Origin of the sequence: Tatumella sp. JGM118 (genome assembly GCF_018257515.1) — a bacterium.
Taxonomy (GTDB): Bacteria; Pseudomonadota; Gammaproteobacteria; order Enterobacterales; family Enterobacteriaceae; genus Tatumella; species Tatumella terrea.
Genome location: NZ_JAERJR010000007.1, coordinates 115,574 through 139,234, shown reverse-complemented (window position 1 = coordinate 139,234; position 23,661 = coordinate 115,574). Strand labels below are relative to the sequence as shown.

The following is a 23,661-nucleotide window of genomic DNA, read 5'->3' as shown; positions in this document are numbered from 1 at the left end:
GATTTAGTTTACAAGTATACGCATAATCATCGTGGTTGTTAACTATCCGGAGCATGTCATGTCACAACGCTGGACCTTATCCCGCGCGAACGCACTGTTTGAAAAACCCTTCCTTGAACTGATGTTTGAGGCACAACAGGTCCATCGGCAACATTTCGATCCCGGTAGCGTGCAGGTCAGCACGTTACTGTCGATCAAAACCGGTGCCTGCCCTGAAGACTGTAAATACTGCCCGCAAAGTGCCCGTTATAAGACCGGACTCGAATCCGAAAGACTGATGGAAGTGGAGGAAGTTCTGGCATCGGCCCGCAAGGCCCGCCAGGCCGGATCCGGCCGGTTCTGCATGGGGGCGGCCTGGAAGAACCCAAATGATCGGGATATGCCTTATCTGGAGCAGATGGTCGCCGGGGTAAAAGCGATGGGCATGGAAACCTGTATGACGCTGGGGACTCTGACCCCGGCACAGGCGGAGCGGTTAGCCGGGGCCGGACTGGATTTTTATAATCACAATCTGGACACCTCTCCGGAGTTTTACGGCAGTATCGTCACTACCCGCAGTTATCAGGAGCGCCTGGATACCCTGGGGACCGTCAGAGATGCCGGGATCAAGGTCTGCTCCGGCGGGATCGTCGGGCTGGGCGAAACGGTGAATGATCGTGCCGGGCTGCTGGTTCAGCTGGCGAACCTGCCGGTCCCGCCGGAAAGTGTCCCGATCAATATGCTGGTGAAAGTGAAAGGCACACCGCTGGCCGATAACGACGATGTCTGTCCGTTTGATTTTATCCGCACTATCGCGGTCGCGCGCATCATGATGCCATCCTCCTATGTCCGACTGTCGGCAGGCAGGGAGCAGATGAATGAACAGACACAGGCCATGTGTTTTATGGCCGGCGCAAACTCCATCTTTTACGGCTGTAAATTACTCACTACCCCGAACCCTGAAGAAGATCATGATATGAAATTGTTCCGGAAACTGGGGCTCAGAGCGGAGCAGAGTGCGACCGGCCAGGGGGATGTGGCCCGGGAAGAGGCACTCCGGCAGGCAGTGCTGGCCGCCGATACTCCGATGTTTTATAACGCGGCGGCGCAATGAGCTGGCAGCAACGCCTGAGTCAGGAACTTCAGCAACAGCAGGAGGCCGGGCTCTGGCGGACACGCCTCCCGGTCACACCGCTGTCCGGAGGACGGATCCGTGCCGGCGGGAAAGAATTTCTCCATTTCTCATCCAATGATTATCTCGGGCTGAGTCATCACCCGGAAATCCTCTCGGCCTGGCAGCAGGGGCTTAGCCAGTGGGGCGCCGGGGCCGGCGCTTCCGGACATGTCACCGGCCATACTCCGGCTCATCAGCGGCTGGAATACACCCTGGCCGGATGGCTGGGCTTCCCGCGGGCGATACTGTTTCAGTCCGGATTTGCCGCGAATCAGGCCCTGATTTTTTCACTGGCACAAGGCCAGGATCGGCTACTGGCCGACAAACTGATGCATGCCTCGTTGATTGAGGCCGCGCATCTGAGTCCGGCTACCCTGCGTCGTTTTCGTCATAATTCGCTGAGCAGCCTGACGCAATTACTTCGTACGCCCTGCGACGGAGAAACACTGATCGTCACCGAGGGGGTGTTCAGTATGGACGGTGACCAGGCACCGCTGGCCGGACTCCGGCAACAGGCCGACCGCTCGGGGAGCTGGCTGGTCGTGGACGATGCTCATGGATTAGGAGTTTGTGGTCATCAGGGGCGCGGGAGTTGCTCACAGCAACAGATCCGCCCGGATATCCTGGTGGTGACTTTTGGTAAGGCAGTGGGCATCAGCGGGGCCGCTATCCTTTGCGGGGCAGAAATGGCGGACTCCCTGCAGCAAAAAGCGAGACATCTGATTTACAGTACGGCAATGCCTCCCGCACAGGCGGTCGCCATCGAAACGGCACTGAGTCTGGTGGCCAGCGGTGACGGGCTGCGGCAGAAACTGCAGCAGAATATTGCCAGTTTTCGTCAGCTGGCGGCAGAGCTACCCTGGCCGCTGGCGCCGTCAGAGAGCGCCATTCAGCCGCTGATCATCGGCGATAATCAGGCGGCTCAGCAGCTGGCGATGGCTCTGCGCCAGAGCGGGATCTGGGTGAATGCGATACGGCCTCCGACCGTTCCGCCAGGCAGTGCCAGACTACGGATAACCCTTTCCGCCGCCCATCAGCCGGAACAGATCAGACAATTAGCGGAGCAACTGTATGCAGCGGCCCGCTGACACGCGTGACCCTCAGGCCCTGAGCAGGGATAAAACCGCCATCGGCCGGGCTTTCGGCCGGGCGGCAGCCACTTACGATAGCTACGCAATACTGCAGCGTCTGTGCGGGGATCGGCTACTGGAAATCGCACCGCTTTGCCCGCCAGGCAGGGTACTGGATGCCGGATGTGGCAGTGGCTGGTACAGCCGGTATTTTCGCCGTCAGGGGCATTTTGTCACTGCACTGGATATTTCATCGCAGATGCTGGCCTTTGCAAAAAAACGGCAGGCCGCTGACGGCTATGTGCAGGCCGATCTGGATGCCTTACCTTTCAGGCAAGGCAGTTTTGATCTGGTGTGGAGTAATTTAGCCTTGCAGTGGAGCAGCGATTTGCAGCAGAGCCTCGGCCGGTTAGTGTCTGCATTAGTCCCCGGCGGATGTTTACGCTTTTCCACGCTGCTGGCGGGCTCGTTACCGGAGGTCGATCTCGCCTGGCAGGCGCTGGATGGCAGCACACATATTAACCGTTTCCTGACCAGAGAGGCCGTTGAGCAGGCGACGGCCGGCTACGGAATTTCGTTGTCCGCTGAAACGGTCACATTACATTTCCCGGATGCGAAATCCGCACTCTGGTCACTGAAAGGGGTGGGGGCCAGCCATCTCCATCAACGGAGCAACGGCAAGGCGTTAACACGGCAGCGTCTTGCACTGCTGGATGCGGCCTGGCCGAAAGATGGTCAGGGCTACCGGTTAAGTTATCAATTACTGTATGGAGTCAAAGGATGAAAAATTGCTGGTTTATTACCGGAACCGACACCGATGCCGGTAAAACGGTGGCAACCTGTGGATTATTACAGGCAGCCACTCAGCGGGGCTGGCGGGCGGCGGGCTATAAACCGGTAGCCTCCGGGTCGGAGATGACCGCGGAAGGTTTACGTAACCGGGACGGGCTGCTGCTGCAACGTTATAGCCTGCCGGGGCTGCGCTATGCTGAGATTAACCCCCTGATTTTCGGCGAAGCAACGTCACCGCATATTGTCAGCCAGGCAGAGAACCGGCCGATAACCGCACAGGCTATGTCGGCAGGCTTACAGCATCTGAAAAAGAGCGCGGACTGGATTGCCGTGGAAGGGGCGGGTGGCTGGTTTACCCCGCTGGGGGAAGACTTTCTTTATCCCGACTGGGTGGCTCGTGAGCAGCTGCCGGTGATTCTGGTGGTGGGGATGAAGCTTGGCTGTATTAATCATGCGCTACTGACCGCCCGGGCGATAGAGGCTTCAGGACTGGTCATGGCGGGCTGGATAGCCAGCAATGTACAGCCGCCGCAATACCGGCATCAGCCGTACCTGCAAACTCTGATACATTCTCTTCCGGCTCCTTTGCTGGGAGAAATACCCCACTTTACTGACGACCAGGCGATTTCATCCTGTGGTCAGTATCTGGATCTGCCGGAAAGTGTCAGGTCAGCCACTTATTGATCATGCCCTCATCCAGCTGGGCAACCCGGCCGGTGGCAACATTCCGCCCGCGATGCAGTAATAAAAAGTAGTCCGCAACGCGGCGGATAAAGGAGATCCTTTGCTCAAGCAGCAGGATGGTCATACCGTACTGATGATTCAGGCAACGCAACAGGTTGCCCATATCTTCTTCCAGCCAGGGCGACATACCTTCCGTCGGTTCATCGAGGATCAGCAGCTTAGGTTGTAATACCAGGGCCCGGGCCAGGGCCAGTTGCTGCTGCTGGTCCAGAGAAAGATCCCCACCGCGCTGGTGACGCAGGTCATAGAGATGCGGGAAAAGGTCAAAAATCATCGGTGGGATCGCCAGCGGTCCGTTACTGCGGGCCGCTTTCAGGGCAATCATCAGATTATCTTCCACGCTCATCTGGGAAAAAATATGGCGGGCCTGAGGGACATACCCGATGCCCATTCCGGCACGTTGTTCTGAAGGTTGCAGATTCAGATCCCGGGGCGGGGCATTTTTTTCCTGCCAGGTCATGGTGCCGCTGTTGACCGGCAAATAACCCATAATGCAGTTAACGAGGGTGGTTTTACCCATCCCGTGCTGACCGAGCACAGCAGTGCATGAGCCTGGCATCAGATCCAAATCCACATCCCAGAGCGTATGGTTTTGGCCGTAAAATTGATTGATTGCACGTAAACTCAGCATCTGTTGAACTCCTCTCGTAATAAACAAGGCCTGGCGAATAGACATGGGCTAACCGGTAGTCCATGCCATCCTTCCCTCCGGCGACAGCTTCACTCTAACCAAGCAATAACCGGGCCAGTTTTTACAATCACCGAAAATCGGGTGCCAGCCTGAGAGGGCAAGGGCTGCACTGCGGCTGACTCAGGGTGACGGGGCAGGTTAATAAAGGGTTGCACTTTGTCGGTGCCTGTATGCGGGTATGGTGGTGCAGCAAAAAGGTGAAAAAGAGATAAAATCTGAGTCAGGGTGCTTGACTGTAGTCAAAAATAACGACCGGGTCGCCATGACTGATGCTTTTAAACCCGTCGTATAAGGGTAAAAAAAACTTAAAAAAAAATTTTTTTACCGGCATTTTTGGCCGCAAATACTTTATGCACAGCAGGCCCCCTCTGGGCTAAAATCAGTTATCCACCATTCCTGTGGATAACTATGTGCATTAGCATCGTAAAACAGCGCTGACGCAAGGAAATATGCGGGCTGGCATCAGGCTGGCTGTAAACCGGGCTTTTATTATTATTCTTATCTATTCAACTAGTTAATTAAAAGCAAGCCTTCGGGGATCGCCTCCCGGAATTCTGCCATGGCTTTATGACAATCGCTTGACAAAAGGTAAAGGAACAAAGTTCCGGTGGATAACCTGACCGGCGGGAATTTCAGCAGGGATAACGGTTTGTTTTACAGGTTAGGCTGTTAAGTTTTTTTTAACATAACTGGCTGGATATACAGTACAGGAATTGGCATATTTTCCGTCAGCGGGTAAAATAGTAACCCCGCACCGTCAATCGCAACAGGCAGGCAAACGATGAGCAAAGTGTTTAAACTCCATTCTGAATTCAGTCCCTCCGGTGACCAGCCGGACGCTATCCGGCAACTGGAGGAAGGTCTGGAAGACGGTCTGGCACATCAGACCTTGCTCGGGGTCACCGGATCAGGCAAAACCTTCACGGTAGCCAATGTTATTGCAGACCTGAATCGCCCCACCATGGTACTGGCCCCGAATAAAACGCTGGCGGCACAATTGTATGGTGAAATGAAAGCGTTTTTTCCTGACAATGCGGTGGAATACTTCGTCTCCTATTACGATTATTATCAGCCGGAAGCTTATGTTCCCAGCTCGGATACTTTTATCGAAAAAGATGCCTCGGTGAATGAGCACATCGAGCAGATGCGCCTGTCCGCCACTAAGGCCTTGCTGGAACGTAAAGATGTGATTGTGGTGGCCTCGGTCTCGGCTATTTATGGTCTGGGTGACCCGGATCTGTATCTTAAAATGATGCTGCATCTGACCCGGGGGATGATCATCGATCAACGCAGTATCCTGCGCCGGCTGGCAGAACTGCAGTACACGCGTAATGACCAGGCATTTCAACGCGGGACCTTCCGCGTGCGCGGGGAAGTGATTGATATTTTCCCGGCGGAATCGGATGAGATTGCCCTGCGGGTGGAGTTATTTGATGATGAAGTCGAACGGTTATCGATCTTCGACCCCCTGACCGGGCAGATTGCACAGACGATACCGCGATATACGGTCTATCCGAAAACGCACTACGTGACCCCGCGTGAGCGTATTGTTCAGTCGATGGAAGAGATTAAAACGGAACTGGCTGACCGGCGCCGGGTGTTACTGGAAAACAATAAGCTGCTCGAAGAACAGCGTATTGCACAGCGTACCCAGTTCGATCTGGAAATGATGAATGAGCTGGGCTACTGCTCCGGGATCGAAAACTACTCGCGTTATCTTTCCGGGCGGGGGCCGGGTGAGGCACCGCCGACCCTGTTTGACTACCTGCCTGCAGACGGTCTGCTGGTGGTCGACGAGTCCCACGTGACTATTCCGCAGATAGGCGGTATGTATCGCGGGGACCGTGCCCGTAAAGAAAATCTGGTGGAGTACGGTTTCCGACTCCCGTCAGCGCTGGATAACCGGCCACTGAAATTTGAAGAGTTTGAAGCTCTGGCTCCGCAAACTATCTATGTTTCTGCAACGCCCGGGGCCTATGAGCTGGAGAAATCCGGCGGGGAAGTGATCGAGCAGGTGGTTCGTCCGACCGGATTGCTTGACCCGATCATCGAAGTCCGGCCGGTGGCGACTCAGGTGGATGATTTGCTCTCTGAAATTCGTCAGCGGGTCACCCTGAATGAACGGGTTCTGGTGACCACGCTCACCAAACGTATGGCCGAAGATCTGACCGAATATCTGGAAGAGCACGGTGAAAAGGTACGTTACCTGCACTCGGATATCGATACCGTCGAACGTATGGAGATTATCCGTGACTTGCGTCTCGGGGAGTTCGATGTGCTGGTGGGGATTAACCTGTTACGCGAAGGGTTAGATATGCCGGAGGTGTCTCTGGTCGCGATTCTGGATGCGGATAAAGAAGGCTTCCTGCGTTCGGAACGTTCATTGATCCAGACCATCGGACGCGCAGCACGTAATATCAATGGTAAGGCCATCCTCTACGGCGACCGCATCACCCCATCGATGGCCAGGGCTATCGATGAGACCGAACGCCGTCGTGAAAAGCAGGAAGCCTGGAATGCGGAACACGGCATTGTGCCGACCCGGCTGAACAAGAAAGTCACCGATATTCTGGAGATGGGCCAGTCGGCCGGCAAATCGAAAGGGAAATCACGGGACAAACAGAGTGGCCGTCGTCCGGCCGGCGATGGCGGCGAGTATGCGGCCTTAACGCCACAGGCAATGCAGAAAAAAATCAGCGAACTGGAATCCCGTATGCAGCAGCATGCGATGGATCTTGAGTTTGAGGAGGCGGCACGGGTCCGTGATGAATTACACGAACTCCGTGAACTGTTTATCGCGACCTCTTAACCTCACTCCGGCCTCCGGGTCATCAGCTGATGGCCTGGACGGCTTTTTCCAGTGCAATATGCAGCAACTGGCGATCATGGCGGTAGCGAATATCTCCGGCTTCCAGCGGATGGCGGATGATTTTTCGCCCATCCAAAGCCACCGTCTCGGTGGAGGGGCTGACCACCACGGCATCGATCACCCGACGGCCAATGACCTGCTCCATTTTCATCAGTTTATCGGCCACACTCAATGTGCCGGCAGGGCTCATTTCCCGGCCGAGATTACCGATAAAGATCATCGGGGCGGGGGTGCGCCGGAGTGCTGTGGCCATCTGCTCAAGCAGCAGGACCGGCATCAGACTGGTATAAAAACTGCCAGGCCCAATCAGAATCAGGTCGGCTTCGGCAATGGCACTGACGGCTTCACGGGTTGCCGGAACCTGCGGACAGAGTTCAAGGGTCGCAGGGGTTTCTGTCATGGCATCAATGGCGGTTTCGCCGTACACCGCATTCCCTTCGCTGTCGCTGGCGACCAGGTCGACCGGTTGTTCTGACATGGGGATCAGCAGGGCATCCACCTTCAGAACATTGCGGATGAGGTTAATGGCTTCCAGCGGGCGCACACTCAGATTATCCAGCGCTTTCAGCATCAGATTACCGAGGTTATGGCCCGCCAGTTCTCCGCTACCGCTGAAACGGTATTCAAACATGGCAGAGGCAATACCGGGTTCGGTGATCAACTGGTTCAGGCAGTTTCGCATATCGCCCCAGGCGATACCGCCTTCGGAACGGCGGATCCTGCCGGTCGAACCTCCGTTATCTGTGGTGGTCACTATCCCGGTCAGTCTGGAGCCGAGGAATGAGAGCGAGGACATCACACGGCCTAACCCATGTCCTCCACCGATAGCCACAACACGATCCAAATCTGCCAGCGTGCGGTTCATAACACTCCTTAAATGCGCTGCCATCCTGAACGGCAAAAGTTTTGCAGAATAATGGGTAGGATAAATCAACATCTTCGGTTATGCATAGCATGATGAACAGAAGATAAATCTGTGTTTATGCTGTCTGACATCAATCGCCTGCGGATAAACGGCATGGTGCAGATCGTGCATTCGCGCTAGAATTACTGACAGACGATTATCTGTACGGATAATTTACACTCAAAGCCCGTCTGACCTAAGTGTCTTTGCGAATACGGCGGTCGGGCCGCAGTGATAAACTGCCAGGGTGTGGGAAGAAATGACCGCATCTCCCGACTTGGAAAGGTGTTCCTGTGTCTTCGTTAATTGATACCTTTGACAGGCGTTTTTACTATCTGCGTCTGTCCGTGACCGATGTCTGTAACTTTCGCTGTACCTACTGTCTGCCGGACGGTTACCGGCCGCAGTCTGTCCGTAACAAGGGCTTTTTGTCGCTGGATGAAATCCGCCGTGTCAGCCGGGCCTTTGTGGCGGCCGGGACGGAGAAGATCCGCCTGACGGGGGGGGAGCCCTCATTACGGCGGGATTTCACGGAGATCATCGCTGCGGTCAGGGAAAATCCCGAACTGCGCAAGATAGCGATGACAACCAACGGTTATCGGATGCAGCGAGACATTCAGCAGTGGCGTGATGCCGGACTGACCGCCGTTAACGTCAGCATCGACAGCCTGGATGCCCGCCAGTTCTATGCCATTACCGGGCAGGATAAACTTCACCAGGTGATGAGCGGGATAGATGCCGCCTTTGAGGCCGGCTTTGCGCAGGTTAAAGTTAACACTGTGCTGATGAAAGATCTCAACAGCCATCAGCTCCACACGTTTCTGGACTGGATAAAGTCACGGCCGATTCAGTTGCGCTTTATTGAACTGATGGAGACCGGTGAGGGGAGTGCATTGTTCAGAAAACATCACGTCTCCGGAGAGGTTATCCGTCAGCAACTGCTGCGTCTGGGCTGGCAACTGCAGGTCAGAGCAAAGGATGATGGCCCGGCACAGGTATTCTCACATCCGGAGTATCAGGGCAGCATCGGTCTTATCATGCCGTATGAAAAAGACTTTTGCCTGAGCTGTAACCGGCTGCGGGTCTCGGCCATCGGCAACCTGCATCTCTGTCTGTTCGGTGAGCACGGAATACCGCTGCGCGATTTACTGGCAGATGATCAGCATCAGGATGAATTACTGGCCAGGATCCGTCACAGCCTCGGCCGGAAAAAACAGACCCATTTTCTGCATCAGGGAAATACCGGAATCACGCAGAATCTGTCGTTTATTGGTGGATAGTCAGGAGAGACAGAATGAGTAAATCCCCGCAAGCGTTTGTGCCGTTATCCGTGGCGGTCATGACCGTCTCCGATAGCCGCGATGCCTCGCAGGACAGTTCCGGTGACTATTTAGCCGGAGCCGTCCGGGAGGCGGGCCATCAGGTGGCAGAACAGCTTATCTGTCCGGATAATCGTTATCACCTCCGGGCGGCTGTCTCCCGCTGGATTGTCAGTGAGCAGGTGCAGGTCATTATTATCAATGGCGGCACCGGCTTTCACCCTAAAAACAGTACGCCAGAGGCCATCGAACCTCTGCTCGATCGCCCCATCGAGGGGTTTGGTGAATTATTCCGGATGGTCTCGTATGAAGACATCGGTGCGGCTACCCTGCAGTCACGGGCACTGGCGGGCCTGGCCAATCAGACACTGATCTTTGCGCTGCCCGGTTCGACCAGTGCCTGCCGTCAGGCCTGGGAGCGGATTATCTGCTCACAGATCGATGCGACCACCCGCCCTTGTAACTTTGTTTCCCAGCTTAAGAAAATCTGATTATGTCCCAACTCACCCATATCAACCGTGCCGGCGATGCCCATATGGTCGATGTCTCGGCCAAGTCTGAGACAGTACGTGAAGCACGTGCAGAAGCGTACGTTTGTATGCATCCGCAGACCCTGCAGATGATCATTGACGGAAGCCACCACAAAGGCGATGTCTTTGCCACCGCCCGGATTGCCGGTATCCAAGCCGCCAAGCGGACCTGGGAGCTTATCCCCCTCTGTCATCCGCTGATGCTTAGCAAAGCAGAGGTCACTCTGACCCCGTTACCGGAGAGTGCCCGGGTGCATATTGAGGCCGTCTGCCGGCTGACCGGGAAAACCGGCGTGGAGATGGAAGCGCTCACTGCGGCGTCCGTCGCTGCACTGACTATCTACGATATGTGCAAAGCCGTGCAGAAAGATATTGTGATCGACGGCGTGCGGCTGGTCAGTAAAACCGGCGGTAAATCCGGCGATTTCAGGGCAGGTGAACATGATTAATGTGTTGTTCTTTGCCCGTGTTCGTGAACTGGCCGGATGTTCAGATCTCGGGGTCGCGGCCGGTTACCCGGATGTTGATGCCTTACACCAGCATCTGGTCGCCCGGGATGGGCGTTTCGCACTGGCTTTAGAGAAAGAGAAACTGCTGGTGGCCGTCAATCAGACCCTGGTACCGTTCAGTCATCCCCTGAATGACGGGGACGAAGTGGCTTTCTTTCCGCCTGTGACCGGAGGTTAAACGGTGACGAGTCATACCATGATCAGGGTCGGGGAAGCACCGTTCTCCGTCGCCGACGTTTACCAGTGGCTGTCCGCCAGTGATGAGGACGGGGCTATCGTGACTTTCACCGGAAAAGTGCGTAATCATAATGCCGGTGACAGTGTCGCGACCCTGACACTTGAGCATTATCCGGCAATGACAGATAAAGTACTGCACGAGATTGCCACCCGCGCACGGGAACGCTGGCCGCTACAGCAGGTCGCCATTATTCATCGGGTAGGGTGCCTGGCGCCCGGCGATGAGATTGTGCTGGTCGGCGTCAGTTCCGCGCATCGCAGCAGTGCTTTTGCCGCAGCCAGTTACATTATGGATATTCTGAAAACGCAGGCCCCTTTCTGGAAACGGGAAGCGACTGCGCAGGGGGATCGCTGGGTGAGTTCACGGGAAAGCGATGCGCAGGCGGCCAGGCGCTGGGATGAGTCCCGGTGAGTGTGTTATCTGTGGTTCCGCCAATCCGCTCTCTGTGGCCGTCATTACCGGGGTGTGCCGGTCTGCGACGTTACCCTGTGCTGTTATGCGCCGCACTCCTCACCCTGGCAGGTTGCAGCCAGCATCAGCCCTCCGTCCCGGCCGAAAAACCCGCAGTGGTGAAGGCCCGGGTGCAGCACTTACTTCCGCCGGCGGCCAGAGATAAAGCCGGCTGGTCGGAAGATATTTATCAGGCCTTCAGTCATCAGAAACTTTCTCCGTCAGCACAAAATCTTTGTGCGGTGATTGCCGTTGCCGGACAGGAGTCCGGGTTCAATGCGGACACACCGGTGAGTGGTCTGCCCGCTATCGCGATGAAAGAGATTTATCGCCGCGCTGCTGCACTCTATATCCCGCAATTTGTGGTGGATACGGCCCTGAAAATCCCGTCGCCGGATGGGAAAAGCTATGCACAACGTCTGCATTCGGTGCGCAACGAGCAGCAGCTGAGTGCCATTTTTGATGACCTTATCGGCACGGTGCCGATGGGGCAGCGGTTATTCGGCAATCTGAATCCGGTGCATACGGCCGGTCCGATGCAGGTGAGTATTGCTTTCGCCGAACAGCATGCTGCCGGTTATCCGTGGCCGGTGGATAAAACACTGCGTCGTGAAGTCTTCAGTCGCCGGGGCAGCGTCTGGTTTGGTACACTGCATCTGTTGGGCTATCCGGCTGACTATCCGTCGATGATTTATCGTTTTGCCGATTATAATGCCGGCTGGTATGCCAGCCGGAATGCAGCGTTCCAGGCCGCCGTAATGCAGTTAACCGGCCGCCGGCTGGCATTGGATGGTGACCTTATACGTTATGACGGTGACGGGGTCGGCAGCACGGAAAAAGCGGTACTGAGTCTGCAGGGCCGTCTGGGGATCAGTGCTTCCTCCCTCCGTCATCAGCTGACTCTGGGGGAGGACCCTGAGTTTTCCCAAAGTGACGTCTGGAAACAGGTCTTCCGGCTGGCGGATAAACAGAATGGCCGTGCACTGCCGCGGGCCAGATTGCCCGGCATCGAACTGGAAAGCCCGAAAATTACCCGTCAGCTGACGACAGCCTGGTATGCTGAGCGGGTAAATACCCGTTACAGACAGTGTCTGGCGCGGGAATAACCCTTCACTGGCGCAGTCACCGTGATTTGTGCCAAACTTAAGCACCGGTTTAATTTAGTAAAGAGGTGGAGCATGGAGCGATATCAACGTCAGGATAATTCAGCGTTACAACGGGCCGGTTCCGGCCTGCAAACTTATATGGCTCAGGTCTATGGCTGGATGACCTGCGGGCTGTTACTGACGGCGTTTGTCAGCTGGTTTGCTGTCAGAACTCCCCGCGTCATGGAGTTTGTATTCTCCAGTCAGATCACCTTTTTTGGCTTGATCATTCTTCAGCTGGCGGTGGTTTTTGTCCTCTCCGGCATGGTGCATAAGATGAGCGGGGCACTGGCGACCGGCCTGTTTATGCTCTATTCGGCGCTGACCGGACTGACCATGGCCAGTATTTTTCTGGTGTATACCTATTCATCGATTGCCAGCACTTTCTTTGTCACTGCCGGCATGTTTGGTGCCATGACTCTGTATGGCTATACGACTAAACGTGATCTCAGCAAGATGGGCAGTCTGTTGTTTATGGCGCTGATCGGCATCCTGGTGGCTTCTCTGGTGAACTACTGGCTGAAGAGCCCGGCGTTAATGTGGGCAATTACCTATATTGGTGTGGTGGTCTTTGTGGGGCTGACCGCCTATGACACCCAGAAACTGAAATATATGGGTGAGAATATCGATATTAACGATAAAGAAAATCTTCGTCGTTACAGTATCGTCGGCGCACTGACGCTGTATCTGGACTTCATTAACCTGTTTATGATGTTGCTGCGTATCTTTGGTAATCGCCGCTAATTGATGTTCATTTTGTGCCGGGGCCTTAGGGCCCCTTTTTTATTGCCCGTTTTCCACGGCGACAGGCCGCAAAACACCCCCCTGGCGTTATTCCGGTCCGATAGCATTCCGTGTATTCCGGGGGATCAGCGGCTGCGTACAGCGATAAAAAATATTCTGCTGCAACACACTGAATTCAGGGGCTTCGGGAGGCATAACTCACTGCCGAAATTTTGCATAATTGCAAAAAATTCAAAAAAAGTGATTTTTGTGGCATAATGCCACACCTGAGTAAATGCCGGATAAGCAAAAACTGGTGTCTGAATCACAAAAAAACACCCGTAAAAATTAAAAAACAGGCTCTTTTTTTAAAACTGGATTAGTCTGAATAATCCTGACCGGCGATGCCGGTGTGCATGGGCGGCTTAACAGTCTGCCAGGAGAGAAAAATGAAATGGTCTAACCGTGTTCAGATTATCACTGGGCAAACCTGCTTCCATATTGCAATGCATCTGAGTGTTGTTGTGTTCCTGATTTGGGGATGGAAACACCGGTTATTAGCTGAAGTCAGCGCGGGTCTGGTGGCGGCTTACGTCATCGTTCTGGTCGCGATGATGGTGACGCAGCGTATCGCACGTCTGCGACTGATTGGCGATTATCTTGAAGAAGCCAGCACCACGTATTACTTCGGTGCGGCAATGTTAACTCTGTTGTTACTGTCCCGTGTGGTCCACAACCCTTTACTGGTGGGTGCGCTGGGAGTTGTCATGCTGGTCGGTCCGGCCCTGATCTCCTTACTGGCTAAAGAGCCGGTGCGTCACACCGAAAATAAACGCAGCTAATCTTTCTTACTGACGGACAGTTTACTGTAGCCGGGACGGGTTTTTACAGACCGGTGCTATTGATAGGTAATGGCACTCGCGCAGTGCCCCTAACTCTGGTAGACTGCCCGTATTATGCATCGTAGTTTTTGCCACTGACTCATCTCTGAGTCACATAACACTACCCCCTGAAAACTGCGCCGTAAATTTACGGTCAGGGCGTTCCGGAGTAACTATTTCCCATGTCTTTTGAATCTCTCGGCCTTAGCGCCGACATCCTGCGTGCTGTCAGCGAACAAGGCTACAGTGAACCTACACCTATTCAGCGTCAGGCGATCCCTGTTGTGCTGGCAGGGGGGGATTTACTGGCAAGCGCTCAGACGGGTACCGGTAAAACCGCCGGCTTTACCCTGCCAATGCTGCAACGGTTATCCACCACCCCGCCGGTGGCTAAAGGACGTCGTCCCGTACGCGCCCTGATCCTGACACCGACCCGTGAACTGGCGGCTCAGGTCGGGGAAAATGTGCGTGAGTACAGCCGTTATCTGAACATGCGCTCACTGGTCGTCTTCGGCGGGGTCAGCATTAACCCACAGATGATGAAACTGCGTGGCGGGGTCGATATCCTGGTCGCGACCCCGGGCCGTCTGCTGGATCTTATGCATCAGAATGCGGTCGATATTTCTACCGTTGAAATTCTGGTACTGGATGAAGCTGACCGGATGCTGGATATGGGCTTTATCCATGATATCCGTCGGGTACTGGCTAAATTACCGCCACGCCGACAGAACCTGTTGTTCTCAGCCACCTTCTCAGATGAGATCAAAGCGCTGGCCGAAAAACTGCTGGATCGCCCGTCCCTGATTGAAGTGGTGCGTCGTAATACCGCGTCTGAACAGGTCAGTCAGCAGGTTCACTTTGTGGATAAAAAACGTAAGCGGGAACTGCTTTCGTATCTGATTGGTCGTGATAACTGGCAGCAGGTGCTGGTATTTACCCGTACCAAGCACGGGGCTAACCATCTGGCCGAACAGCTGAATAAAGACGGTATTACGGCGGCAGCTATTCACGGTAATAAAAGCCAGGGTGCCCGTACCCGGGCACTGGCTGATTTTAAAACCGGCGCAGTGCGTGTACTGGTTGCGACCGATATCGCGGCCAGGGGAATTGATATCGAAGAACTGCCTCATGTAGTGAACTACGAACTACCGAATGTGGCGGAAGACTATGTTCACCGTATCGGGCGTACCGGCCGTGCGGCATCGACCGGTGCTGCCTTGTCACTGGTGTGTGTTGATGAACATAAACTGCTGCGTGATATCGAGCGTTTACTGAAGCGTGAAATCCCGCGTCTGGCGCTGCCTGGTTTTGAGCCGGATCCGTCTATCAAAGCCGAGCCCATCCAGAATGGCCGTCAGGGAGGACGTGATCGTCGTCCGGGTGGTGGCGGACAGGGGCCCCGGGGTCAGTCTTCCCGCAAACCTGGCGGTGATAACGGTAAACCCCGGATGAATACTGGCAGCCCGCGGCCGCCACGTCGTTCGCAGGGGCCGAAAAAGACCGAACGGACCTGATAACGATGCGGGTATTACTGGCGCCGATGGAGGGCGTGCTTGATTCTTTAGTCAGGGAACTTCTTTCAGAAGTGAATGATTATGATCTGTGCATTACGGAGTTTCTCCGGGTGGTGGATCAGTTATTACCCGCAAAATCGTTTTACCGGCTGTGCCCGGAGTTGCATCATCACAGCCGGACCTCGTCCGGCACCCTGGTCAGGATCCAGTTGCTGGGGCAGCATGCCGGCTGGCTGGCCGAAAATGCGGCTCGTGCGGTTGAATTAGGATCTTACGGGGTGGATCTCAATTGCGGTTGTCCTTCCAAAATGGTCAACGGCAGTGGTGGTGGTGCTACCTTACTCAAAGATCCCGATGTGATTTATCAGGCCGCTAAAGCCATGCGCGAGGCGGTACCCGCAGAATTACCCGTCACGGTAAAAGTCAGGCTGGGCTGGGATTCGAGTGCGCGATGCCTCGAAATTGCCGATGCCGTTGCCAGCGCCGGTGCGACAGAACTGGTGGTTCACGGCAGGACGAAAGAAGACGGTTATAAGGCGGAGGCCATTAACTGGCCGGCGATAGGTGAAATCCGTCAGCGTTTATCTATTCCCGTTATCGCCAATGGTGAAATCCGCGATCATCAGAGTGCCATGCAATGTCTCCGGGTGACCGGATGTCATGATGTCATGGTGGGCCGCTGGGCGCTGAATGTGCCGAATCTTAGCCGTGTCATCAAATATAATGAGCCGCCGATGGCCTGGCCGCAGGTAGTTCAGCTGCTGAATAAGTATTGTCAGCTGGAAAAGCAAGGGGATACCGGGTTATATCATCTCGCACGCATCAAGCAGTGGCTGGGTTATCTCCGTAAAGCGTATCCGCAAGCCAGCGAACTTTTCAGTGATGTCCGCCCTCTGGCGACATCGGGGCTTATCGCCTCGGCGATCGCGCGGGCAGCCGATAGTCTGTGCTGAAGACAATGCGTTTTACGGTTGTCGTATTACGCCATCAGACGCTATGATTAAAGGATTCACCCTCAATCTCCGGATGTTTTACTTATCATGGCTGAATCTGCAGTGCTGGGCCGGACTCAGTTAAACCTACGTATTCTTTCTGTCGTTATTTTCACTTTCTTCTGCTATCTGTCTGTCGGCTTACCCCTGGCGGTACTGCCCGGGTTCGTCCATCATAACCTCGGCTACAGTTCCTTTATTGCCGGTATCATTATCAGTTTGCAGTATTTCTCTACCCTTATCAGCCGGCCGCAAAGTGGTCGCCTTGCCGACAGTATCGGGCCGAAAAAAGTCGTGATGCTGGGCCTGGTGCTGTGCGGAATGAGCGGCGTGATGACGATTATCGCGGCTATTCTTGCCGGCCGTCCGATGCTGAGCTTACTGCTGCTGGCGGCGGGGCGTATTTGTCTGGGGTTCGGCGAAAGTTTCAGTAGCACGGGAGCAACCCTGTGGGGGATGAATCTCGTCGGTCCGGTACATACGGCGCGGGTGATCTCCTGGAACGGGGTGGCGACCTATCTGGCTATGGCGATTGGCGCACCGCTGGGGGTATTACTCGATCAATGGATGGGGATCAGTGGCTTTGCCGGACTGGTGGCACTGATGGCCGTGCTGGGTTTTGTCTTAGCCAGTAAAAAGCCGGCCATTATCGTGACCGTCGCTAAACGTGTTCCCTTTAGCCAGGTCTTCCGGCGGGTGTGGATTTTCGGGCTGGGACTCAGTGCCGGCACCATTGGTTTCGGGGTGATTGCGACCTTTATCACGCTCTATTTCGGTAGCCGGGGATGGGGCGGAGCCGCGGTGACGCTGACCCTGTACAGCCTGGGATTCACCGTTATCAGGCTGGTATCGGGCAATGCTATCAACCGTTTCGGGGGACTGAAGGTTTCACTGATCTCCTTTCTGGCGGAAGGGGTCGGGCTGTTTCTGCTCTGGCATGCGGATTCGGTACTGACCGCCGATATCGGCGCTTTTCTTACCGGCTGTGGTTTCTCGCTGATATTTCCAGCGCTGGGCGTGGAGGCGGTGAAACAGGTTGAACCTCAAAGCCAGGGGGCCGCCCTTGGAACTTACTCTGCCTTCCTGGATTTCGGTCTGGGGATCACCGGACCGGTGGCGGGTCTGCTGATGAATTTCGCCGGGATCCGATCCGTCTATCTGGCGGCAATGCTGGTGGTTGCCGGAGGGGTAGTGCTGATGATCCGCTTACTCCGGCGGGATATCATCAAGCCGGTCTGAGGCATTTTAAGCAGGCCGGACAGGCGGCGTCAGAGACAGGTTGCTGTCTGCCCCGGAACTCCGCATCAAGCTCTTTTCGTCCCTCATTGGGACCCCCTTTTGATTTCCTGTTGAACCTTTGCAGTTGCCAGACCGCAAGGTGTTTTAAAAATCAAAAGGGGTTTTTATATACGGCCCAAAGCTGAAAGCTTTACGGAACCCCCAGCCTGGCTGGGGGTTTTCTGGATACAATAAAAAGCCCCGCCAGAGCGGGGCTTTTTATCAGAACTTAGGGCAGGGCGTGGAGGATTTATCCGGCCGTTGCTGCCTGAGGCTGCTCCGTGATCACATTGGCACCCTGTGGAGTATTCGGTGTCAGCGGTTCTTCTTTAGGCTGTGCTTCAGAAGTCTCTGCCACCGGTTGAGGTGTCGTGTTTACCGCATTGCCGACGCCATTAATTTTTACCGGCATTCCGGAACGCGCTTTCAGTGCAGCATTCAACACATTCTGGTTAATCCCCGGGTCGGTCAGCATTTTGCTGATGGCCGGTGTAAGGGTTAACGGCACTTCCGCGTTGGAGGTAAACTGCGCTTCGGTGGTAGACAGCGGGTTATGCACTTCAATATAACGCGACCCGTCAGGCTCTACTGCGACTTTGACGGGCTGATCGATAAATTGCACACGGGTACCTACCGGCACATTTTCAAACAACCATTTGATATCGTCAGCACGCAGACGCACACAACCGTGGCTCACGCGTAAACCGATACCGAAGTTAGCATTGGTGCCGTGAATAGCGTACAGGCGACCAATATAGAGCGCATACAGACCCATCGGGTTATCCGGTCCGGCAGGGAAGACGTCCGGCAGGTTCTGGCCATTAGCTTCATATTCTGCATGCATTGCTTTTGTCGGTGTCCAGGTCGGGAAAGGACGCTTATGCTGCACACTGGTCACCCAGTTCAGCGGGGTATCTTTACCCAGTTCGCCGATACCGATAGGCAGAACCACGACACTGTGCGTGCCTTTCGGGTAGTAGTAGAGACGCATCTCGGCGCTATTGATCACAATACCTTCGCGCGGTGCATCCGGCAGGATCAATTGCTGAGGGATGATAAGTTTGCTGCCACCGCGCGGCAGGTAAACATCTACCTTCGGATTGGCCTCCAGCATATTACTCAATCCCATCTGGTATTGAGAGGCGAAAGCTTCCAGTGGCAGTTTATTGTCCTGCGGCAGAGTGAGTTCAAGGTTCTCACCGATAAGACTGCTGTTTGCCGGGGGCAACGGATAAAGCACGGCAAATGCAGAGTGGCTGTAAGCCACTAAAGCCAGTGCGAGTGATGCGAACGCGCGAATGCTATTTTTCATATTTATTCAGTATATTAGTGCCTGAAGCGGGCGTGTTAATAGTAATGTACGGGGCCGTTAATAATCGCTGGCTGCACAGTATATGCGCTTAAACGAATCTCCGGAACCTGCATTTTATAGCGGAGCATTTTACTGCAGAGCGTCTTCCGTCAAACACCCGGTTACTGCTGTTTCCGCTGTTTTAAAAAGCGTATCCCTTTCCAGACTATGTACAACACCACGGCCAATCCTGCAACCCAGAACAAAGGTTTCAGATAGTTATCCAGTTTATCGAGCCATGGAGCGATTAGCTTTCCGGCAAAGTATCCCAGACTGACGAACAACATCGCCCAGACAAAGGCGCCGATCACATTAAAAATCAGAAAACGGCGCGGAGACAGCTGGCTGGAACCGATAATAATGGGGCCGATGATCCGGAAGCCATACATAAAACGGACACCAATCACAAACAGGCTGGGATGACGATGAATAAGCTGTGTGGCTTTTTCCACTTTATCCTGATGGTTTGTGAACCTGGAAATAATTCGGGTGCCATAACGCTTTCCTAGCCAGTAGAGTAACTGGTCACCAATAATGCCGCCAGCCATCGCCGCCGCGACAACGCCGGCAAAATGTAATAATCCCTTATGGGCTGCGACGCCCCCAAGCAGAACAAATGTTTCACCTTCCGCGACACAACCTATCAGTAGCGCAAGATAACCATAGTGTGAAATCAAAGAGTTAATATCAATATGCAACGCTGAGGTCCCTGTATTGTTCAACGGTAAGGTAAGTTTACACGGCATTTCGTTCCGGTGCGATGATGTTCCCGGGATCACGCGGCAGTAAACCGGCTAATTTTGTCAGACTTACTTACAAATTCCGTGGTCCTCAAATTTCCGTTACTTTAAGTTTTTTTGTGATGATCAGCGTATGATGCTGCCGCCAGCTAACCACTCGATAATACCGGGCGGCGGCCTGTGTCTGCACAGTCATAAAAAACATCACGGTATCATTAATAACATGTCTTTAAATTTACGCCATTCTTTACTTATTTTTGCATTAATTTCACCGGCGACCCTGACCGTATTGCCTGCGAGTGCTGAGCGCAGCACTCCCGATGTCAATGCCGCGCTGCAGCCCCGGATAGCGTCCGGCAGTGCGATGGTGCTCGATCTTAAAACCAATAAAGTCCTCTTTTCCAGCCATCCGGACCGCGTCCGGCCTATCGCCTCCTTAACCAAACTGATGACCGTTATGGTGGTGCTGGATGCGAAACAGCCGCTGGACCAGATCATTAATGTGGATATCAGCCAGACACCGGAAATGCGCGGTGTGTTTTCGCGGGTGAAACTGAACAGTGAAATCAGTCGCCGCAATATGATATTGCTGGCGCTGATGTCGTCAGAAAACCGTGCAGCGGCCAGCCTGGCGGCACACTATCCCGGAGGATATCAGGCCTTTATCCGGGCGATGAACGCTAAGGCGCGCACTCTGGGGATGACGCAGACTCACTATGTGGAACCGACCGGGCTGTCGATACACAATGTGTCTACGGCGGCAGATTTGGTGAAATTACTGAAAGCTACCGAAAAGTATCCGCTGATCGGTGAACTGAGCCGGACCCCGGAAGATACCGCAATCTTCAGTCATCCGTCGTACGCACTGCCTTTCCGTAATACGAATCATCTGGTTTATAATAAAACATGGGACATCCGGTTAACAAAAACCGGTTACACGGATGAAGCGGGGCATTGCCTGGCCATGCGCACAGAAATTAATGGCCGGCCGGTGGCATTAGTGGTGCTCGATGCTTTCGGAAAATATACCCATTTTGCTGACGCGAACCGCATCCGTAGCTTTCTGGAAACCGGAAAATCAGCGCCGGTACCGGCGTCTGCGCTGGCGTATAAGAAAGAGAAAGCGTTATAACATGTCCGGACATGCCGGGTACCCTGCCCGGCGTGTTTTCCGTACCATTCCGATGGCATGTCCCGGAATAATTCACTACAACTGATTCTCTGATCATTTTTGACAACTTCACCGTAATCGTTCCGGGGTATAAGGTCATTATGCGTATTTTCCCGACCCTTCTCAGCGTTATGTTACTGCTGTTCACCTGTCAGTTTTCTGCGATTGCGCTGGCTGATACGACGGATTCTGCACAGGCAGAGCCGGCTCCTCATATCGATGCGGGCCGTGAACTGGCTAAAATGCAGGTGATCCTCGATAAAATTAAGGGCCAGGTCTCCGGGTCGACTCCGGATGTCACCCTGAGCCAGCTGAATGATATGGCACAGGACCTCTCGGACAATGCCAATACGCTGGCCCAGAGCCTGCAGCCCCAAAGCCAGAAAATAGATGCACAGCTGGCGGTGCTGGGTCCGGCTCCCGCACCGGGCAGCGGTGTGAAAGAAACCGCCGATGTCACCAGCAAACGACGGATACTGGGAGAGCAGAAAAAAACACTGGATAACCAGATAAAGCAGGCGACCGCGCTGAAGAACGGTGCGCTTAACCTGTCTGCGCAGATCCTTAACCTGCGCCGCGACCAGCTAAGAACACAGCTGGCCCTTAATTCCGGCAGTATCCTGTCGGCAACGTTCTGGCAACCCCTCTATGACAGCAATTCTTTTGACCAGGAAAAATTAGAGCGCTTCGGTCAGGAATTACTGGATACCGCCGCGCTTTCATGGAGTCCGGATGCGCGGATCGGCACCATTTTCTGGGTACTGGCCGCAATACTGGTGATGTATCCGGGACGCCGTTATGCGGAAGAATTTCTCGCCTGGGTCAGCATCCATAAGATGCCTGAAGGGCGTCTGAGGCGCAGTTTTCTGGCAACCGCCATCGCCTTAACCACACTATTGGCCATCGTACTGTCATTTAACTTTATTGCGCTGGCGTTTACCCGTAATGAAACGGCCGGTGACGATGTGCAGGAGTATGTGTCACGACTGGTGCAGCTGAGTATTATCTGCGGCCTGATTGCAGGGCTGGGACGTGCCTTCCTGTCCACACGGCGACCGACCTGGCGTCTGGCGAATATCAGTAATGGGGTGGCGAATGCATTGAAGCCTTTTCCGACCCTTATCGCTTTGATGGTGTGTATTTTCCAGGCGATGGAATCGTTTAACTACACTGTCGGTACCAGTGTCAGTACCACCATCTTCGGTAACGGGCTGACCGCGCTGGTGATTGGTCTGTTTGCGGTAATGATTGTGATACGTATTAATCGTACCCGCCGCCGGATTCAGAACGATGATACACCCGCCGAAACACGTTCCACCCTGGCCGGAGTCATTGAACTGTCGCTGTTCCTGGCCGGAGTGTCTATCCTGGTGGCATTACTGATCGGTTATGTGACTTTCGGGCGTTTCCTGAGTTATGAGGTGGTTTGGATTGGGATCCTGCTCAGCTCTTTTTATCTGCTTACCCGCCTGACGACAGACAGTTGCGAGGCAATATTCTCCACCGGAAATGCATGTGGCCAGCGCGTGCAAAGTACACTGGATATTGATGAGCGCTATTTATATCAGATAGCCTCATTATTATCGGCATTACTGAAATCCTTTCTGGTGTTATTGCTTATCTTCGCGTTATTGAATGGCACCATCTCCTCGACCTCTCCGACTGAAATGCTGCAAAAAGCGATTGCATTCTGGGGCGGGAAAGGGCTGGAAAAACTGAATATCGTCCCTTCGCAGGTGGTCACAGCCGTGATTCCGTTAGTGGCCGGCATTTATGTTCTGCGGGCGGTCCGTCGCTGGCTGGATCAGGATTTCCTGCCCAAGACCGAAATGGACAAGGGGATGCAGGTTTCTATCATCACCTTGTTTACCAATGTCGGTTATGTGCTGGTGATCCTGCTGGCGCTTTCGGTGATGGGGGTGCAGTGGAATAAACTGGCCTGGATTGTCAGTGCGCTGTCGGTCGGTATCGGTTTTGGTTTACAGGAGATCGTTAAAAACTTTATTTCCGGTCTGATTCTGCTCACCGAACGTCCGGTAAAAGTCGGCGACCTGGTGGGGATCAGCGGTTATGAAGGGGATATCCGTCGTATCAATGTCCGGGCGACCGAAATCCAGCTCTCGGATAAATCGACGGTAATTGTCCCGAACTCACAGCTGATCTCACAGAATGTCCGTAACGCCACGATGGGAAATGCCGAGGGGGTAGTGACCATCCCGCTGGTATTCCCGCTCGATATTGATCCGGTGAAAGTGAAAGACATTTTACTGGGAGTTTATCAGGATAACGAACGTATCCTTGAAACTCCGGCACCGTCGGTCAGTTTTAAAGATCTTTCCGCCCAGGGGATCTCACTGAGTGTGACCGGGAATGTGGCTACGCAACGGCAGATATCCTCGGTGAAAAGTGAGTTACTGTTCGAAATTCTGGTGCGGTTACGCCACTCCGATGTACCGTTATCTTCTCCGCAGACGATGGTTATCGAACAGAAGAAAGAGTCGTTAATCCCCGGACCGACGGAATAACCGGCTATCTCTTTGATCGGGCTTGCAGTTCAGGGGCCCGTTCACTCCCCGTAATACGCTCTGCATGCTATC

At 54.2% G+C, this 23,661-nt stretch carries 22 protein-coding genes and 1 riboswitch; of the genes, 18 read left to right on the top strand and 4 right to left on the bottom strand.

Annotated elements, in window-relative coordinates:
• Positions 1 to 58: 58 nt before the first annotated feature.
• Genes bioB through bioD form a run of 4 tightly spaced genes read left to right on the top strand, consistent with a single transcriptional unit; the run spans position 59 to position 3,699 of the window.
• The gene (gene bioB / locus JK223_RS09385) at positions 59 to 1,093 is read left to right on the top strand and encodes a biotin synthase BioB (protein WP_212713918.1); all 1,035 of its coding nucleotides are present in this window, start codon (positions 59 to 61) and stop codon (positions 1,091 to 1,093) included.
• Positions 1,090 to 2,241: an 8-amino-7-oxononanoate synthase gene (gene bioF, locus JK223_RS09380; RefSeq protein WP_212713917.1), complete on the top strand. Its 1,152-nt coding sequence runs from the start codon at positions 1,090 to 1,092 to the stop codon at positions 2,239 to 2,241. Before bioB ends, bioF begins: the two co-directional genes overlap by 4 nt.
• Complete coding sequence (gene bioC / locus JK223_RS09375) at positions 2,225 to 3,007, top strand: malonyl-ACP O-methyltransferase BioC (RefSeq protein WP_212713916.1); 783 nt, start codon at positions 2,225 to 2,227, stop codon at positions 3,005 to 3,007. The genes bioF and bioC overlap by 17 nt, the downstream gene beginning before the upstream one ends.
• Positions 3,004 to 3,699: a dethiobiotin synthase gene (gene bioD, locus JK223_RS09370; RefSeq protein ID WP_212713915.1), complete on the top strand. Its 696-nt coding sequence runs from the start codon at positions 3,004 to 3,006 to the stop codon at positions 3,697 to 3,699. The genes bioC and bioD overlap by 4 nt, the downstream gene beginning before the upstream one ends.
• On the opposite strand, the gene JK223_RS09365 is transcribed toward bioD, so the two are convergent.
• On the bottom strand, positions 3,680 to 4,390 hold the full coding sequence (locus JK223_RS09365; RefSeq protein WP_212713914.1) for an ATP-binding cassette domain-containing protein: 711 nt from the start codon (positions 4,388 to 4,390) through the stop codon (positions 3,680 to 3,682). The genes bioD and JK223_RS09365 overlap by 20 nt on opposite strands.
• 841 nt (positions 4,391 to 5,231) lie before the next feature.
• Between JK223_RS09365 and uvrB the strand changes: the two genes are divergently transcribed.
• Positions 5,232 to 7,259 (top strand): excinuclease ABC subunit UvrB, encoded by a 2,028-nt coding sequence (gene uvrB / locus JK223_RS09360; protein WP_212713913.1) that lies wholly within the window; start codon positions 5,232 to 5,234, stop codon positions 7,257 to 7,259.
• 22 nt (positions 7,260 to 7,281) lie between these two features.
• On the opposite strand, the gene yvcK is transcribed toward uvrB, so the two are convergent.
• A complete protein-coding gene (gene yvcK, locus JK223_RS09355) occupies positions 7,282 to 8,184 on the bottom strand; it encodes a uridine diphosphate-N-acetylglucosamine-binding protein YvcK (protein WP_212713912.1) in 903 nt (300 codons plus the stop codon).
• Positions 8,185 to 8,388: 204 nt separating this feature from the next.
• Positions 8,389 to 8,527, top strand: a riboswitch (molybdenum cofactor riboswitch).
• Here yvcK and moaA point away from each other — a divergent pair.
• The 11 genes from moaA to JK223_RS09300 all read left to right on the top strand — a co-directional run bounded on the left by moaA (position 8,517) and on the right by JK223_RS09300 (position 17,763).
• Positions 8,517 to 9,503: a GTP 3',8-cyclase MoaA gene (gene moaA / locus JK223_RS09350; protein ID WP_212713911.1), complete on the top strand. Its 987-nt coding sequence runs from the start codon at positions 8,517 to 8,519 to the stop codon at positions 9,501 to 9,503. (Overlaps the previous riboswitch by 11 nt.)
• A gap of 14 nt (positions 9,504 to 9,517) precedes the next feature.
• Positions 9,518 to 10,033, top strand: coding sequence for a molybdenum cofactor biosynthesis protein B (gene moaB / locus JK223_RS09345; RefSeq protein ID WP_212713910.1), 516 nt, complete (start codon positions 9,518 to 9,520; stop codon positions 10,031 to 10,033).
• A 2-nt stretch (positions 10,034 to 10,035) separates the two neighbouring features.
• Positions 10,036 to 10,521, top strand: coding sequence for a cyclic pyranopterin monophosphate synthase MoaC (gene moaC / locus JK223_RS09340; protein WP_212713909.1), 486 nt, complete (start codon positions 10,036 to 10,038; stop codon positions 10,519 to 10,521).
• Positions 10,514 to 10,759 carry a molybdopterin synthase sulfur carrier subunit gene (gene moaD, locus JK223_RS09335; RefSeq protein ID WP_212713908.1) on the top strand — a complete coding sequence of 82 codons (246 nt, stop codon included), beginning with the start codon at positions 10,514 to 10,516 and terminating at the stop codon, positions 10,757 to 10,759. The genes moaC and moaD overlap by 8 nt, the downstream gene beginning before the upstream one ends.
• 18 nt (positions 10,760 to 10,777) lie before the next feature.
• Positions 10,778 to 11,230: a molybdopterin synthase catalytic subunit MoaE gene (gene moaE / locus JK223_RS09330; protein WP_212713943.1), complete on the top strand. Its 453-nt coding sequence runs from the start codon at positions 10,778 to 10,780 to the stop codon at positions 11,228 to 11,230.
• A 62-nt stretch (positions 11,231 to 11,292) separates the two neighbouring features.
• Positions 11,293 to 12,375 carry a DUF1615 domain-containing protein gene (locus JK223_RS09325; protein WP_212713942.1) on the top strand — a complete coding sequence of 361 codons (1,083 nt, stop codon included), beginning with the start codon at positions 11,293 to 11,295 and terminating at the stop codon, positions 12,373 to 12,375.
• 72 nt (positions 12,376 to 12,447) lie between these two features.
• On the top strand, positions 12,448 to 13,158 hold the full coding sequence (locus JK223_RS09320) for a Bax inhibitor-1/YccA family protein (protein ID WP_212713907.1): 711 nt from the start codon (positions 12,448 to 12,450) through the stop codon (positions 13,156 to 13,158).
• A gap of 428 nt (positions 13,159 to 13,586) precedes the next feature.
• Positions 13,587 to 13,979, top strand: a complete 393-nt coding sequence (locus JK223_RS09315) for a YbhQ family protein (RefSeq protein ID WP_212713906.1) — start codon at positions 13,587 to 13,589, stop codon at positions 13,977 to 13,979.
• 221 nt (positions 13,980 to 14,200) lie between these two features.
• On the top strand, positions 14,201 to 15,532 hold the full coding sequence (gene rhlE, locus JK223_RS09310; RefSeq protein WP_212713905.1) for an ATP-dependent RNA helicase RhlE: 1,332 nt from the start codon (positions 14,201 to 14,203) through the stop codon (positions 15,530 to 15,532).
• Positions 15,533 to 15,537: 5 nt separating this feature from the next.
• Positions 15,538 to 16,485 (top strand): tRNA dihydrouridine(16) synthase DusC, encoded by a 948-nt coding sequence (gene dusC, locus JK223_RS09305; protein ID WP_212713904.1) that lies wholly within the window; start codon positions 15,538 to 15,540, stop codon positions 16,483 to 16,485.
• Between the two features lie 87 nt (positions 16,486 to 16,572).
• Positions 16,573 to 17,763, top strand: a complete 1,191-nt coding sequence (locus JK223_RS09300; RefSeq protein WP_212713903.1) for an MFS transporter — start codon at positions 16,573 to 16,575, stop codon at positions 17,761 to 17,763.
• A 289-nt stretch (positions 17,764 to 18,052) separates the two neighbouring features.
• Here JK223_RS09300 and JK223_RS09295 read toward each other — a convergent pair whose 3' ends face one another.
• Positions 18,053 to 19,114 (bottom strand): L,D-transpeptidase family protein, encoded by a 1,062-nt coding sequence (locus tag JK223_RS09295; protein ID WP_212713902.1) that lies wholly within the window; start codon positions 19,112 to 19,114, stop codon positions 18,053 to 18,055.
• Between the two features lie 161 nt (positions 19,115 to 19,275).
• Positions 19,276 to 19,851 (bottom strand): DedA family protein, encoded by a 576-nt coding sequence (locus JK223_RS09290; protein ID WP_212713941.1) that lies wholly within the window; start codon positions 19,849 to 19,851, stop codon positions 19,276 to 19,278.
• A 265-nt stretch (positions 19,852 to 20,116) separates the two neighbouring features.
• On the opposite strand from JK223_RS09290, the gene pbpG reads away from it, so the two are divergent.
• Both pbpG and JK223_RS09280 read left to right on the top strand, forming a co-directional pair.
• Complete coding sequence (gene pbpG / locus JK223_RS09285) at positions 20,117 to 21,025, top strand: D-alanyl-D-alanine endopeptidase (protein ID WP_212713901.1); 909 nt, start codon at positions 20,117 to 20,119, stop codon at positions 21,023 to 21,025.
• Positions 21,026 to 21,165: 140 nt separating this feature from the next.
• Positions 21,166 to 23,589: a DUF3772 domain-containing protein gene (locus JK223_RS09280; protein ID WP_212713900.1), complete on the top strand. Its 2,424-nt coding sequence runs from the start codon at positions 21,166 to 21,168 to the stop codon at positions 23,587 to 23,589.
• Positions 23,590 to 23,661: the final 72 nt, after the last annotated feature.